The organism is Kribbella sp. NPDC054772 (assembly GCF_053611945.1).
In genome coordinates this window covers 41,926-56,495 of the sequence record NZ_JBSHBJ010000012.1, presented here as the reverse complement: position 1 = coordinate 56,495, position 14,570 = coordinate 41,926, and the positions used below count along the sequence as shown (strand labels likewise).

At 68.0% G+C, this 14,570-nt stretch carries 10 protein-coding genes; 6 read left to right on the top strand and 4 right to left on the bottom strand.

Annotated elements, in window-relative coordinates; translation table 11 throughout:
- Positions 1-3 precede the first annotated feature (3 nt).
- Positions 4-1,386 (bottom strand): ferredoxin reductase family protein, encoded by a 1,383-nt coding sequence (locus ACWGID_RS20430; RefSeq protein WP_452198693.1) that lies wholly within the window; start codon positions 1,384-1,386, stop codon positions 4-6.
- Positions 1,387-1,626: 240 nt separating this feature from the next.
- On the opposite strand from ACWGID_RS20430, the gene ACWGID_RS20425 reads away from it, so the two are divergent.
- The 3 genes from ACWGID_RS20425 to ACWGID_RS20415 are packed head-to-tail and all read left to right on the top strand — an operon-like array spanning position 1,627 to position 7,489.
- Entirely contained in the window at positions 1,627-3,870 is a 2,244-nt protein-coding gene (locus ACWGID_RS20425) for a HelD family protein (protein ID WP_452198692.1), read from the top strand.
- Positions 3,867-5,711 carry an ATP-binding cassette domain-containing protein gene (locus tag ACWGID_RS20420; RefSeq protein WP_452198690.1) on the top strand — a complete coding sequence of 615 codons (1,845 nt, stop codon included), beginning with the start codon at positions 3,867-3,869 and terminating at the stop codon, positions 5,709-5,711. Before ACWGID_RS20425 ends, ACWGID_RS20420 begins: the two co-directional genes overlap by 4 nt.
- Positions 5,708-7,489, top strand: coding sequence for an ABC transporter ATP-binding protein (locus ACWGID_RS20415; RefSeq protein ID WP_452198689.1), 1,782 nt, complete (start codon positions 5,708-5,710; stop codon positions 7,487-7,489). The genes ACWGID_RS20420 and ACWGID_RS20415 overlap by 4 nt, the downstream gene beginning before the upstream one ends.
- Here ACWGID_RS20415 and ACWGID_RS20410 read toward each other — a convergent pair.
- Together ACWGID_RS20410 and ACWGID_RS20405 are read right to left on the bottom strand one after the other, a co-directional pair.
- The gene (locus ACWGID_RS20410; RefSeq protein WP_452198688.1) at positions 7,480-7,884 is read right to left on the bottom strand and encodes a (R)-mandelonitrile lyase; all 405 of its coding nucleotides are present in this window, start codon (positions 7,882-7,884) and stop codon (positions 7,480-7,482) included. The genes ACWGID_RS20415 and ACWGID_RS20410 overlap by 10 nt on opposite strands.
- A 4-nt stretch (positions 7,885-7,888) precedes the next feature.
- The gene (locus ACWGID_RS20405; protein ID WP_452198686.1) at positions 7,889-8,770 is read right to left on the bottom strand and encodes a helix-turn-helix domain-containing protein; all 882 of its coding nucleotides are present in this window, start codon (positions 8,768-8,770) and stop codon (positions 7,889-7,891) included.
- A 101-nt stretch (positions 8,771-8,871) separates the two neighbouring features.
- On the opposite strand from ACWGID_RS20405, the gene ACWGID_RS20400 reads away from it, so the two are divergent.
- Together ACWGID_RS20400 and ACWGID_RS20395 are read left to right on the top strand one after the other, a co-directional pair.
- Positions 8,872-9,909, top strand: coding sequence for a zinc-binding dehydrogenase (locus ACWGID_RS20400; protein WP_452198684.1), 1,038 nt, complete (start codon positions 8,872-8,874; stop codon positions 9,907-9,909).
- Positions 9,910-10,032: 123 nt separating this feature from the next.
- The gene (locus ACWGID_RS20395; RefSeq protein WP_452198682.1) at positions 10,033-12,462 is read left to right on the top strand and encodes a transglycosylase domain-containing protein; all 2,430 of its coding nucleotides are present in this window, start codon (positions 10,033-10,035) and stop codon (positions 12,460-12,462) included.
- Between the two features lie 28 nt (positions 12,463-12,490).
- On the opposite strand, the gene ACWGID_RS20390 is transcribed toward ACWGID_RS20395, so the two are convergent.
- The gene (locus tag ACWGID_RS20390) at positions 12,491-12,982 is read right to left on the bottom strand and encodes a hypothetical protein (RefSeq protein ID WP_452198681.1); all 492 of its coding nucleotides are present in this window, start codon (positions 12,980-12,982) and stop codon (positions 12,491-12,493) included.
- Between the two features lie 509 nt (positions 12,983-13,491).
- Here ACWGID_RS20390 and ACWGID_RS20385 point away from each other — a divergent pair.
- Complete coding sequence (locus tag ACWGID_RS20385) at positions 13,492-14,529, top strand: hypothetical protein (protein ID WP_452198679.1); 1,038 nt, start codon at positions 13,492-13,494, stop codon at positions 14,527-14,529.
- The last annotated feature ends 41 nt before the right edge of the window (positions 14,530-14,570 follow it).

Sequence of the window (14,570 nt, the reverse complement as noted above, 5' to 3'; positions counted from 1 at the left end):
CGGTCACCACTTGAAGGATTCGAGATGGAGCCGTTCGGTCGGCAGACCGGCGGCGGTGAGCGTGGCCCGGACCAGTTGGGTCCATGCCTCGGGTCCGCACAGGTAGACGTCGCGCTCGGCGATGTCCGGGATCCAGTGCAGCAACGCGTGCAGGTCGTCGAGTTCCCCGACGCCGGCGCCGAACCACGAATCCGGGCTCCGCCGCGGACCGGGCAACGTCAGCAAGGACAGCCCGCGGTCGCGCCACAGCGCCTGGAACTCGTCGTAGAACAAGGGCTTGTCGGTGTACCGCTGAACGAGCACAGCATCGCCGGGCGCATAGCTGAGTCCCTCGGCGAGCGCGCGCAGCGGCGTGACTCCGACGCCGGCTCCGATCAAGGCGATCTTGTGCTGGGTGCGGGCTCGCGGACTCATCCGGCCGAACGGTCCCTCGACGAGAACGCGCGTACCGGGCTGCACCGAGCCGAGGGCTTCGCTGCCGTCACCGGCGTATTGGACGGTGATCCGCAGACCGCGTCCGTCCGGTGCAGCCGACAGGGAGTACGGGTTCGCCCGGGTCCACCCCGGCCGGCCGAGGAACCGCCATGAGAAGAACTGGCCCGCCTCGGCCGGCAGGCTTTCCAGTCGCCGACCAGCGACGTACACGGACACGATCTGGTCGGTCTCCGGTACGACGGCTGTGACGCGAAGCCGGTGTCGCGCGTTGCGCCAGACCGGCAGCCCGATCCGGTAGACCAGGACGGTCGCGGCGCCGACCGCCCACGCCGTCCACCAGAACACCGTCCGGCCGGTCGACGACAGGAACTCCTGTCCGGTCCAGAGCTGATGCGGGAGGGCGATCCCGACGCCGAGGTACGCGTACAGGTGCAGCAGGTGCCACGACTCGTAGCGGATCCGCCGGCGGGCGGCACGGATGCTGGTCAGCACGCTCAGGCAGAGACCGATGGTGCCACCAACGGCGAGCAGCATGCCCGGGTAGTTGACGGTCAGGTCCCACAGCGTCGCCGGCGTCGTGTGCAACTCCCCCGCCGCGTAACCCCAGGTGATCGTGACCAGGTGCGCGAGCATCAGGTTGAACGAGGTGAACCCGGTGACGCGGTGGATCCGCGCCAGGTGATCCTGGCCGAACGCCGCTTCCAGCAGCGGTACGCGGGCCATCAGCACGACCTGCGCCAGCAACAGCACCGCTGCGCCCAGGCCGGTGAGGCGCCCGAGCGACGTGAGGCCGGTGGCCCAGCCGCCGAGCTCCTGGACTCCACCGTCGACGACCCACCAGTACGTGACGAGCAGCAGGCTCAGCCACAGGACCGCCAGGGCCCCGAGCCGTACGGCGCTGTCGTTGCGGGCCCGCCGGCCTGACAGCACGGCGACGGGCGAACCGGTCATGGACGACTCCTCGCTGGGGTGAACTCACCTCAGTGTCGAGTCGCGCGCTGAGCGGATCCTTCGGCTTTCCTGGCAGCCTGCTGTGAAGCGGTTGTTTGAGGGGAACCCGTTGCCACCAAACCCCGGAAAGAGTATCTTTGGGTATTTGTGTGGGAAATGAAAAGAAGCCCTCTCCGGGGCTTCTGAATTCAGAATATCAAACCATTCCGGGTTTACGCAAGAAGCGGATCAGGGGGCAGCGTGCTGGAACAGGAGATCGCCGCGGAACAGGGCGACGTGACGGCGATGTACGAGCGGCTGGACGAGCTGCGGGACAAGGCCCGCGGCGAGCTCGGCCGCGTGCAGCTGGAGGAAACCACCGGGACGGATCAGGCCCGGACCGAACGGGAATCGTTCACGGACCTGTTTTCCGGACGGTTCTCGCAGTTGTCGTCGGTGGAACGCGGATTGTGTTTCGGGCGGATCGACGAGACCGCCGGCGAGCGGTTCCACATCGGGCGAATCGGATTGTTCGACGACGAGTACAATCCGCTGCTGATCGACTGGCGGACGCCGGTCGCGCAGGTTTTCTACCGCGCCACCGCAGCCGAGCCGCTCGGGGTCAAACGCCGGCGGCACATCCGGTTGCACGGCCGGACTGTGGTCGGCGTGGACGACGACGTACTCGATCTTGAGGCGCTGGCCGACGGCGAGCGCGGCACGCTGATCGGTGAGGCGGCGCTGCTGTCGTCGCTCGGTGCGAGCCGCACCGGCCGGATGAACGAGATCGTCGCGACGATCCAGTCGGAGCAGGACGAGATCATCCGGTCCGGGCTGCCTGGCGTGCTCGTCGTCCAGGGCGGTCCGGGTACCGGAAAGACCGTGGTCGCGCTGCACAGGGCGGCGTACCTGCTCTATACGTACCGCGAGCAGCTCGGGCGGAGCGGCGTACTGGTTGTGGGGCCGAACACCACATTCCTGCGCTACATCGATCAGGTGCTCCCCTCGCTCGGTGAGAACGACGTGGTGCTCGCGACGGTCGGCGAGCTGTTCCCGGGCGTAGCCGGTACCGCGCCGGAGTCGGCCGCGGCGGCGCGGATCAAGGGCGAGTCGGCGATGGCCGAGGTGATCGAGCGGGCGATTGCCGGCTTCCGGGTCGTTCCGGCCGAGCCGATCCGGTTCAAGGCCAACCAGGACGAGCTCGTACTGCGACCCGACGCGATCCGCAAGGCGCAGAAGGGCGCGCTGGCGGCACAGAGCCAGCACAACCGGGCGCGGCCGCTGTTCGTGCGGAGGATCCTCAAGACGCTGACGAACCAGATCGTCGACCGGATCGGCCGGCAGTACGTCGGCGACGCGGACATCGAGGACATCCAGCAGGAGCTGTTCGAGGACGACCGGGTTCTGGAACTGCTCGACCGCTTGTGGCCCGAGCTCACGCCGCAGCTCTTGGTGTCGCTTCTGCTCTCGTCAGGCGATCGGCTCGCCGCGGCCGCGCCGTACCTGACCGGTGCCGAGCGTTCCGCCGTACTGCGGCCACTCGCAGCCGACTGGACGCCGTCGGATGTGGCGCTGCTCGACGAAGCGGCCGAACTGCTCGGCGAGACCTCGGAAGTCGTTGCCGGACGCAAACGTCGCGCCGCGGAAGAGGACGCCGCGGAGGAAGCGGGCCGCGAGTACGCCCGCGGCGTCGTGGACATCGAACTGACCGCCGAGCGGATCACGATCGAGTCGTGGGAGATCGAGCAGTTCAAGGACCTGATCGCCCAGCGCACCCGGCAGTTCGACCGGCCGTCGGATCCATCCGAACGCGCCGCATACGACCGCGACTGGGTGTTCGGGCACGTCATCGTCGACGAGGCCCAGGAACTGTCCGCGATGGACTGGCGGATGCTGATGCGCCGCTGCCCACGCCGCTCGATGACGCTGGTCGGCGACATCGCGCAGACCGGCTCGGCCGCCGGCGTCCGCTCGTGGGCCGAACTCCTCGACCACTACGCACCCCGCCGCTGGCGGACCGCCGAACTCACCGTCAACTACCGCACCCCGGCCGAGATCATGACCGTCGCCGCCGACGTCCTCGCCGCGATCGACCCCACCCTGCAACCACCGACCTCGGTCCGCGAGACCGGCACCGAGCCCTACATCGACCCCGTTCCCGCCGACGCCCTCGCCGACACCCTCCGCGCCACGATCAAGTCCGAGCAGGACACGATCGGCGACGGCCGCCTCGCCGTCATCGTCCCGGTCTCCCGGTACGACGAGTTCGCCGCCGTACTCCCCGACGTCGCCCACACCCACGACCCGTCCGTCCTCGACGGCACGGTCGCCCTACTCGACAAACCCCAGTCCAAAGGCCTCGAGTTCGACGCCGTCGTGATCGCCGACCCCGCCGGCATCACCACAGACTCCGACCGAGGCCTCTCCGACCTCTACGTAGCCATCACCCGAGCCACCAAGCACCTAACCGTCCTGGGAGACCTCCCGGAGGTTCTCAAGCGGTGAAGCGCGCAACCGATGGACTATCGCGCTACCTGCAGCACACCTTGGTGCTCTGGCGCGCCTCGCCACTCTGGTCGACGTCGGCGCTTGCACTGACGGTGCTCGAGGCGGTAGCACGCACGTTTCTGATGATCGCAATCGGGCAGTTCGTGGGGTCTCTTCCGACGTCGGGCGACGCCGCGCAGACCTGGCGATGGTTTCTCGTCGTGGCGGTCCTGTTGCTCGTCGGTCCGGTCCTGCAGTCGGCGCTGACAGCGGTCACGGCGAGGTGCTCAGCGGCGTACCTGGTTCATGTCCTCGATCTCGTCACCGAGGTCGGAGTTCATCCGCACGGGATCAGGCACCTGGACTCCCCTGGTTCGTCGAGCCGGATTCGGGCTGTCGTGGACGCGACCCGGGACTGGTCCTTCGTGGCAGGTGCCGGTGCGACGTGGTCGATCATCGGCCCCCGGCTCGCCGGGGTAGGTGCCATCGCGGTTCTGCTCCCGTGGCGGTGGTGGGTGCCGTTCGTGGTGGCGGCTTCGTTCCTGCTGGTCTCCCATGTGTTCATGGGCTGGATCAGCCTTGCCTTCGACAAGCTGTTGGAGACCACCGGCGACGAGCGCCGCCGCGCGAGTTACCTTCGCGGTCTGCTGGTCCGGCCTGAATCCGCGAAAGAGGTCCGGTTGTTCGGTCTGACCGACTGGCTCACCGATGTGTACCGCTCGACCTGGTTCGAGGCGATGACGCACCTCTGGCGGGCGCGACGCAGCGGCCTCGGTCCCGTCCTGCTCACCTGTCTGACGACGGCACTGACCGTTGGTGGGGCCTTCGCTCTGATCGGGCTCGACGTCGCAGCGGGAACGGTCTCGCTCGCCGGTGCGGTCACGATGGCACAGGCGATCCTGCGTCTGCAGAACTTCGGCGTCCTCGGTGATTCCGGTACGGCGCTCGCTCGGAGCACCTCGTTGCTTCGTGCGCTGGTCAGCATTCGCCAGGATCTCGGTCTCCCTGCCATCAAGCCCGTCGGGCATGGAAGTTCGGAAGCCCCCACCGCAGCGCCAATCGGCGCTGCCGAGGTCCGGCTCGAAGGTGTCGGTTTCGGCTATCCGAGCCGTACGACACAAGCCGTGTCCGACCTGACCCTGCGCATCCCCGCCGGCCAGTCGATCGCCGTCGTTGGTGTCAACGGCGCGGGAAAGTCCACACTGATCAAGCTCCTGTGTGGGCTGTACGAACTGGATCAAGGGACCATTCGGGTCGACGGAGCCGATCCGGCCGTCGACGACGGCGCCCGCCGCCGCGTGGCAGTCATCTTCCAGGACTTCGTCCGATACCACCTTCCGCTCCGGGACAACGTCGTACTCGGCGACGCGAGCCACGATGACGGCGTAGTGCGTCAAGCGTTGACCGACGCGGGCGGGCTGCCGCTGTTGGAGGGCCTGGAGGCAGGGTGGGACACGGTGTTGTCCGCGGAGTACGACGGCGGCACGGACCTGTCAGGCGGTCAATGGCAGCGGGTCGCGCTGGCGCGTGCCCTGGCGGCGGTCGCCGGTGGCGCCGGCGTACTGGTGCTGGACGAACCCACGGCGGCGTTGGACGTGCGGGCGGAGGCCGCGCTGTTCGATCGGTTCCTCGACGTCACCCGGGGCGTGACCACGATCCTGGTCAGCCACCGGTTGTCGAGTGTTCGGCACGCCGAACGGATCGTCGTACTCGCCGATCCTGCTGACAACGAGCACGGCATCGTCGAGGACGGCAGTCACGACGAATTGATGCGTCTCGGCGGCCGGTACGCCGCCCTGTTCGCGCTGCAGGCCCGCCGATTCGCGCAGGACGACGACCCGGCACCGGTGGTGTCATGACTCGGGCACTGCGAGGGATGGGTCTGGTGCTCGCCACCGCTGTTCGGGTCGGTCCGTGGCAGTCCGTGCTGTGCCTGTTCGAGACGCTCGGCAAGGTGCTCGCCGCGTTGTCCCCGCTGTTCATCGGAATCTTCGCCGCCGGCGCGCTCGCGCAGGATCTCGGCCGGATGTTGTTCGCGAGCGCGGCCTTGGTCGGTTCGACCGCGGCGAACACGGCGCTACAGGCGGTCGGCGTCAACGCCCGCGTTCGGCAACTCGAGCTGGTCGGCCACATCTTCGACGCGCGGATCGCCGAGCTGACCGCACGGATCCCGACGCTCGACCATCTGGAGAGTGCTCGCTTCCACGACGAGCTGCAGATCCTGCGCGACAACGAGAACGCCCTCGGTGGCGCACTCAACACGTTGCTCAACACGGCGAACACGGTCGCCTACGCGATCAGCGTGCTGCTTGTCGCAGTCGCGGCTGACTCGCGTCTGCTGATCCTGGTCGCGGTCGGCGCCGCGCGATTGTTCACCGCCGGATGGTCGATGCGGTGGGAGAAGCGCGCCGAGAAGGACAGCGCGGCGCCGGGTCGGTTGACGAGGCACCTGATCGACCTCGCCACCTCCCCAGCCGGCGGCGCCGAGACGCGAGTGTTCGAGCACGAGCGTGAGCTGCGGGTGCGCATCAGAGGCGCAGCCGGCCGATGGCGGCGGCCAGCGGTCCGCTCCGCCGACCGCAACGCATGGCTGGCTCTCGCGAACTCGAGCCTCTTCTTCGTCACCGCAGTTGTCGTGCTGATGTGGATGACTCGGGACGTGCTCGCCGGATCGGTCTCGGTGCAGTCCCTGGTGGTCGCAATCGGCGTACTGCAGGGCCTCCAGAGCGTCAGTTCGTCGTTTGCCGGCGCGATCGGCAGCATCACGAAGGTTGGACGGAACTGCGCCAGGTTCCTTTGGCTCCGCGACTATGCGGACGAGGCAACCGCTGCACAGACCGGCCGGAAGACGCCACCGGACCGGCTGTCCGACGGGATCCGGATCGAAGGACTCAGCTTCAGGTACGGCGAGTCCTCGCGCGACTCGTTGACGGACATCACCGTGGATCTGCCGGCTGGTTCGGTTGTGGCACTCGTCGGCGAGAACGGCGCCGGCAAGTCGACGCTCGTGAAGATCCTCGCCGGGCTCTACCGGCCCATTCAGGGTCGCGCCCTCGTCGACGGCTGCGACCTCGCCGATCTGGATCTGATCAGCTGGCGGTCCCGGATGTCCGGAGCGTTCCAGGACCATGCCAGGTTCGAGCTCGTTGCCCAGAGATCCATCGGCTCGGGTGATCTCGCCGTACTGGACGATCGCGAACGCGTACAGCGGGCCCTGCAGGACGCCGCGGCCGAGGACCTCCTGGCCGCACTTCCGGCCGGGCTCGACACCCAACTGGGCACCACCTGGCCCGGCGGGGTCGATCTGTCCGGCGGTCAATGGCAGCGGATCGCCATCGCGCGCGGCATGCTGCGCCGATCGCCGCTGTTACTGATCCTCGACGAACCGACCGCCGCCCTCGACGCTGCCACCGAACACGCACTGTTCGAGCGGTACACCGCGGCAGGGCGCGAGGCTGGCCGGAACGGCGGAGTCACGCTGCTGGTGACGCACCGGTTCTCCACCGTGGCCGCCGCCGATCTCGTCGTGGTTCTCGACCGCGGCCGAGTCATCGAGGTCGGCTCGCACACCGAGCTGCTCGCCAACCAGGGCCACTACGCCGAGCTGTACGAGCTCCAAGCCCGCGGTTACCGCTGAGGTACGACGTACTCCGCTTCGGTGACGTGGTCGCCCCATTCGGTTTCGGGGTCGTCTGTCGTGGGGGCTTCCCAGATGGCGGTGTGGGTCATGAAGTTGTCGGGGCAGGCGCCGTGCCAGTGCCATTCGCCCGGGGGCGTGTAGATCACGTCCCCGGGGCGGATCACGGTGACCTCGCCGCCGCGGGACTGGACCAGACCGATGCCGTCGGTGACGTGCAGGGTCTGGCCGTTCGCGTGCCGGTGCCAGGCGGTGTGCGCGCCGGGGGCGAAGCGGACGGTGTTCACCCGGACGCGGGACGGGGCTTCGCCGCGGATGATGACGTCGAACCAGACGTCACCGGCGAACCACTCCGCCGGGCCTTTTCCGGTCGGCGGTTTGGGGAGGATCTGCACAGAACTATTCCTTGTCTTGAGCAACCGAGTCTTGAGCAACGGTTTCTTGGGTGGCCGCCCAGCTGGCCAGCAGCTGCAGCGCGTCGGCGGTCGGGCTGCCGGCGGGGGCGGTGTAGACGACCAGGGTCAGGCCGGGATCGGAGGGGAACTCCATCGCCTCGAAGTCGATGTCGAGGTCGCCGACCACCGGGTGGTGCAGCTTCTTGCGGCCGGACCGGTGGAAGCGGACGTTGTGGTCCGCCCACCGGGTCCGGAAGGTCTCGCTCCGCGTGGACAACTCACCGATCAGGTCGCTGAGCGCCTTGTCGTGCGGGTTCTTCCCGGCCTGGAGACGCAGTACGGCGGCGATGTCGTCGGCGGCCCGCTCCCAGTCCACGAAGAACTCCTGCGCGACCGGGTCGAGGAACGTGAACCGGGCGGTGTTCGGCGGCCGGTGCGGGTCGGCGAACAGGGCGGAGTACAGCGCCCGTGACATCCGGTTCGCCGCGAGAATGTCGAACTGCGCGTTGCGGATCCAGGCAGGCGCGTCGGTGATCGCGTCCAGGACCTGCTGCAGCGCGGGGCGGATGCCCTTGGTCGCCGGGCGCCGCCGTACCGGGGTGGCGTCGGACTCACGGGCGAGCGCGAACAGATGATCGCGTTCGGCATCGTCCAGCTGCAGCGCCCGTGCGAGCGCCTCCAGGACGCTCTCCGACGCGCCGGCGAGGTGCCCGCGCTCGATCCGGACGTAGTAGTCCACCGAGACACCCGCGAGCAGGGCGACTTCCTCGCGCCGCAGGCCTTTCACGCGGCGATTGCCGCCGTACGCCGGCAGTCCCGCCTGCTCGGGGGTGATTCGAGCACGCCGGGAGCTGAGGAATTCCTTGATCTCGGCCCGGTGGTCCATGACTTCCACAGTACGGACGGTCGTGATGATCAGGGAGGCACTGGCATTACCTGGAACGACAGGCACTGCCACGGGCGCGCCCGTGGACCTTCACTGGAGCCATGCGAGCGACTTACATCTACGGCGCCGGAGACGTGCGCGTGATCGACGTGCCGGATCCGGCGATCCAGCAACCAACGGACGCCGTCGTGCGGGTTGTCAGGTCCTGCATCTGCGGCAGCGACCTGCACCCCTTCCACAACCTGCCCACCACGCCTGACGGCAAGACGATCGGCCACGAGTTCGTGGGGGTCGTCGAGGACATCGGCCGCGACGTGACCACACTGCGGAAGGGCGACTTCGTGATCGCGCCGTTCGCCTGGTCCGACGGTACCTGCGACTTCTGCCAGGAGGACCTGCAGACGTCCTGCCGGGACGGCGGCTTCTGGAACGCCAACGGGGTCGACGGCGGCCAGGCCGAAGCGGTCCGGGTACCGCAGGCGGACGGGACCCTCGTGAAGGTTCCCGGCGGCGAGGACCCCGCGCTGCTCCCCTCACTGCTGACGTTGTCCGACGTCTACGGCACCGGGTACCACGCGGGGCTCAAAGGCGGCGTGTCGGCGAAGACCACGGTGACCGTGATCGGCGACGGCGCGGTCGGGCTGCTCGCCGTCCTCGCGGCGAAGCAGTTCGGCGCCGAACGGATCGTGCTGATGGGCCGGCACAAGGACCGGACCGACCTCGGCGTCGAGTTCGGCGCGACCGACGTGGTCGCGGAACGCGGCGCGGAAGGGATCGCCAAGGTGCGGGAGCTGACGGGCGGCGACGGGACGCATGTCGTCCTCGAGGCGGTCGGCCACTTCCCGGCGTACGAGCAGGCACTCGGGGTCGTGCGTCCGGGCGGCGTGATCAGTCGCGTCGGAGTCCCGCAGTACGACGAGGCGCCGATCGGCTTCGGGACGCTCTTCCTGCCGAACATCACCCTGACCGGAGGTCCGGCGCCGGCCCGCGCGTACATCGAGCGGCTCCTGCCGGGTGTCCTGGACGGGACCGTCAACCCGGGCAAGGTCTTCGACCGCACCGTCGACTTCGACGGCATCGCGGACGGTTACCGCGCCATGGACAACCGCGAGGCCCTGAAGGTCCTGATCCGGCCATGACCGTAGAGTTGGGCGGCACGGCGTGAGGAATCGGTCACTTGTAGTGAGATCTGTAGCCAAATGTGTAAATTCTGTAACGAGGAGACTCCCGGAAAGCCCTCACCTCACGTAACCTGCCCAACCATGCACAGAGGCGAACGGCGGGCCAAGCGGCCCAACGTCGTGTGGTCGGTGTTCGTGTTCCTGGTGGTCAGCTTGCTGGCCGGAGCACTGACCGCCGGGCTGGCCCTCCCGTTCGCCGGGCTGGCCGGCGTCACCGCGGCGACAGCGCACGACACGGTCCAGTACCTGCCCCAGGACCTCGAGACGGCACCAGTGGCCGAGAAGAGCGTCATCCAGGACTCCGAGGGCCGGACCATCGCGACGCTGTACCAGCAGAACCGGACGCCGGTGACGCTGAAGCAGATCAGCCCGCTGATGCTCAAGGCAATCGTCGCGATCGAGGACGACCGCTTCTACGAGCACGGCGCACTGGATGCCAAGGGCACCTTCCGCGCGCTGCTCCGCAACCAGTCCGCCGGCGGCGTGCAACAGGGCGGCTCGAGCATTACCCAGCAGTACGTGAAGCTCAGCCTGATCAACAAGGCGCGCACGCCGCAGGAGGTCAAGCAGGCCACGGCCGAGACCTACGAGCGGAAGATCGCCGAGGTCCGGTACGCGATCGCGGTCGAGAAGGAGCTCAGCAAGAACGAGATCCTGAACCGCTACCTGAACCTGGCCTTCTTCGGCGACCGCTCGTACGGCGTCGACGCGGCGGCCCAGCACTACTTCGGCGTCCACGCCGCGAAGCTGAACCTCCCGCAGGCCGCGATGCTGGCCGGCCTGGTGAAGAACCCGACCGGGTACGACCCGATCGACAACCCGAAGCGCGCCAAGGCCCGGCGCGACGTCGTCCTGCGGCGGATGCAGGAACTGAACGTCATCACCCCCAAGCAGGCCGCCGACGCGCTCAAGACCCCGGTGATCGACCCGAAGAAGGTCCGCGTCATCCCGAGCGGCTGCGCGAACTCGAAGTACCCGTTCTTCTGTGAGTACGTCGTCTCGAAGCTGAAGGCGAACGCGGCGTTCGGCAAGACCGCCGAGGAGCGCGAGAACTACATCGAGACCTCCGGTCTGGTGATCAAGACGTCGCTCGACCAGCGCGTCCAAGCGGCGGCGCAGGCCTCGATCAATCAGCACTCCAAGGCCGGCGACCAGGCTGTCGCGGCGGTCACGATGGTCGAGCCCGGCACCGGTCTGGTGAAGGCGATGGCGCAGAGCCGTGCGTACGGCAGCAAGAAGGGGCAGACGGCGTACAACTACAACGTCGAGAAGTCCTACGCCGGCGGGTACGGCGGGTTCCAGAACGGCTCCACGATGAAGGCGTTCACGATCGCCGCCGCGCTCGGTAAGAGCGTACCGACGACGTACCGGATCAATTCGCCGCAGCGGCTCGACCTCAGCGGCAAGGTGTTCAGCACCTGCAGCGGGACCACATCGGCCCCGGACTACACCCCGAAGAACTCGACCAAGACGATCGCCGACCCGTCGATGGTCGACGCGGCCCGGGCCTCGACCAACACCTACTTCCTGCAACTGTCCGAGCAGATCGGTCTGTGCCCGATCGCGACGATCGCGTCCAAGCTCGGCATGTACGACGCGCAGACGATGAAGCCGCTCCTGCAGGTGCCCTCGTTCACGCTCGGGTCGGTGGGTCAGGTCACGCCGCTGATGCTGTCGAACGCGTACGCGACGTTCGCCGCGCGCGGGATGTACTGCAACCCGCAGATCATCCTCTCGATCACCTCGCTGAAGACCGGCAAGTCGACCCCGACGCCGGGCCCGAACTGCCACCGGGTGCTGTCGCCGGGGGTCGCGGACGGCGTCAACTACGTGCTGCAGCAGGTGATGGTGAAGGGCGGCACGGGCGCCAAGCTGAAGTTCGGCAAGAGCGCCCTGGCCGGTAAGACCGGTACCATCAACAACAACTTCGCAGTCTGGTTCGCCGGCTACTCGTCCAAGATGGCCGCCGCGTCGGTGGTCGCGGACGCGGATCCGAAGTACGAGGACCTCGCGAAGCTGACGCTGAACGGTAAGAAGATCGGCGACGCGTCGGGTTCGGGAACGGCCGGCCCGGTCTGGGAGACCGCGATGCAGCTGGCGCTGCAGGGGATTCCGACCAGCACCTTCGTCAAGCCGGACGACCTGATCATCCGCGGTAACGTCAAGGATCTGCCGTACCTGAAGGGTATGACGCCCGCGGACGCCGCCGCGAAGCTGCTGTCGATGGGCTTCAAAGTCCAGATGGACCACGGCCCGCAGGTCGACTCGGACGCACCGGCGGGCATGGTCGCCCGGACGAACCCGCGGCAGGAGGACGGTGCGCCGGCCGGCGCGATGATCCTGCTGTACATCTCGAACGGCAGCAGGGCGAAGCCGACCACCCCGCCGCCGGTGACGCCACCGGTCACTCCGCCGCCGCCAGGGACGCCGCCGACCATCAAGCCGCCGCCGGGCTTCCCGACCTGTGGCCCCTGGGACCCGCGCTACCCCAAGTGCAAGGGCCAGGGCTGACCCTGCCGCTCCCCTACCCTTCGGAGGTCTAACCGACCTGGGGGGTGGGGACAGTGCGGCGTCGCAAGATCGCGGTCACTGGTCTGATTGGTTTCGTGCTGGGGGCGCTGATCGCCACCGTCATCGTCGTACTGGTGACCCGCGACGGCTCGCCGGCGGACGCGTCGGCGAAGAAGGCCGGCAAGTCGAGCGCCTCCGCACCACCGCCGGCCAGCGGAACGGCTCCGGTGCCGACCGCGACGCCGATCACCGCGAAGCTCCCGACCCTCAACCTGACCACGGCGAACCGTCGTACGCCGGTCCCCGGTCTGCCGGACTGGACCAAGGCCGGGTACCGCGAAGGCGCCGGCCTGCCCGACGACTCGAAGCACAGCCCGGACCAGAAGTGCCGCATCGGCGCCGACCGGCTGCAGAGCGAGTACGGCGTCGTGCCGAACGACTCGAAGGACGATTCCGACGGTCTGCAGAAGGCGATCGACGCGATCCGGACCGGCTGCTCGGCGCAGGCGTCGTACGACAAGCTCTCGCTGATCGAGCTGCCCGCGGGTCAGCTCGACGTCTCGAAGCAGCTCGGCGTCGACGCGGACTACCTGGTCGTCCGCGGCGCCGGGGCGGACCAGACCACGTTCGTGTTCCGCCCGGACGAGAACACCCGGTACGACGCCCTGACCAAGGACGGCGGCGACTGGGACGAGGACGGGATGGAGTTCGAGGACGGCACCGGAGGCTGGCTGTGGCCGGGCCGCGGGCTGTTCCGGGTGCAGAGCCGGGCGGTGGATCCGGACTACCAGGAGGCGTACGAGAAGGCACCGGCGAACCGCAAGGACCTCTTCGAGGGCACCGTCAACGTGCACTGGAAGGCGGGCCTGAAGCTGCGCGAGAAGCCTGGTGGTGCGGGCTTCTCGGCGAAGACCGGCGAAACGGTGATCTACCTGGACGAGAAGGCCAAGCTGGACACCGTGAAGCCCGGCGGGTACGTGAACGTCCGGTCCGCGAACACGATGAAGTTCTACCCAACAGCAGCAGGCGTTGCCGACCGACCACGACCTTCAGAACCTGCACATGCGGCAGCAGATCTTCACCGTCAAGGCAGTCGACGAGGCACAGCACACCGTCACGATCGACAAGCCGCTGGAGTACGACGTACCGGTCGACTCGACGTCGGACGGGTCGGAGAAGATCGCCAAGAAGGTGTATCCGTCGAAGCTCTCGCCGCTCGTCGACCCGGTGCTCGGCGTCGGCCTGGAGAACTTCTCGATCACCCAGCCGGTCGACGCCAAGCGCGCCGACGCGGTTCACAACTACGGCAACCTGGCGCCCGCCGACGAGATGCACGGCATCGTGCTGAAGTGGGCGGCGAACTCGTGGGTGCGCGGTATCCGGACCACGATGACCGGCTCGCACGCGATCGTCACCGAGGAGGCCAAGAACCTGCAGATCCAGGACAACGTCTTCGACGGTGCCTGGAACAAGGGCAAGGGCGGCAACGGGTACCTGCGCGGCTCGCGGGTCTGGGACTCGGTCTACGCCCGCAACATCTCCCGCGGCCTGCGGCACCTCACCCTGCAGTGGTCCTCCTCGGGCAATGTTGTCATTGGCAACGACCTGGACTCCGACCTGAACCTGCACGGCGGCTGGGAACGCCGCAACCTGTTCGAGCTGAACACGGTGCACGTCCCGTTCGAGCACCGCTCGTCGAACTGCAAGTCGAACTGCGGTGGCGAGGGCGGCGAGGAGAAGGACGACTCCACCTGGTTCCCGATCTGGTGGGCCGCCGGCCAGAAGGCGGTCAAGTGGTCCGGCGCGAGCGGGCCGCAGAACGTCTTCTTCAACAACACCCTGACGAAGCAGACCAAGGCAGGCGGGCCTTACGAGCCGTACCTCGCCAAGCCGCACACCGTGCACCAGTTCGGCTGGAACGGAACGACGTACCAGCACCTGTCCCAGAACGGCAAGCCGATCAACGACTGGGCCGGCCACGAACAGGACGACTTCACCCGGTCCAACGGCGTCGACGCCACCAAGACCGACACCGGCCAGTCGTTGTTCCTGACAACAATCGGTTGAAGTTATCCACAGGTTCCATCTCGAAGCCCCAAGGAGCCGCT

Excerpts from the sequence above, each read along its gene's own strand:
- ACWGID_RS20430 (WP_452198693.1), bottom strand. The coding sequence starts at position 1,386 with ATGACCGGTTCGCCCGTCGCCGTGCTGTCAGGCCGGCGGGCCCGCAAC.
- ACWGID_RS20395 (WP_452198682.1), top strand. The coding sequence starts at position 10,033 with ATGCACAGAGGCGAACGGCGGGCCAAGCGGCCCAACGTCGTGTGGTCG.
- ACWGID_RS20415 (WP_452198689.1), top strand. The coding sequence starts at position 5,708 with ATGACTCGGGCACTGCGAGGGATGGGTCTGGTGCTCGCCACCGCTGTT.
- ACWGID_RS20405 (WP_452198686.1), bottom strand. The coding sequence starts at position 8,770 with ATGGACCACCGGGCCGAGATCAAGGAATTCCTCAGCTCCCGGCGTGCT.
- ACWGID_RS20400 (WP_452198684.1), top strand. The coding sequence starts at position 8,872 with ATGCGAGCGACTTACATCTACGGCGCCGGAGACGTGCGCGTGATCGAC.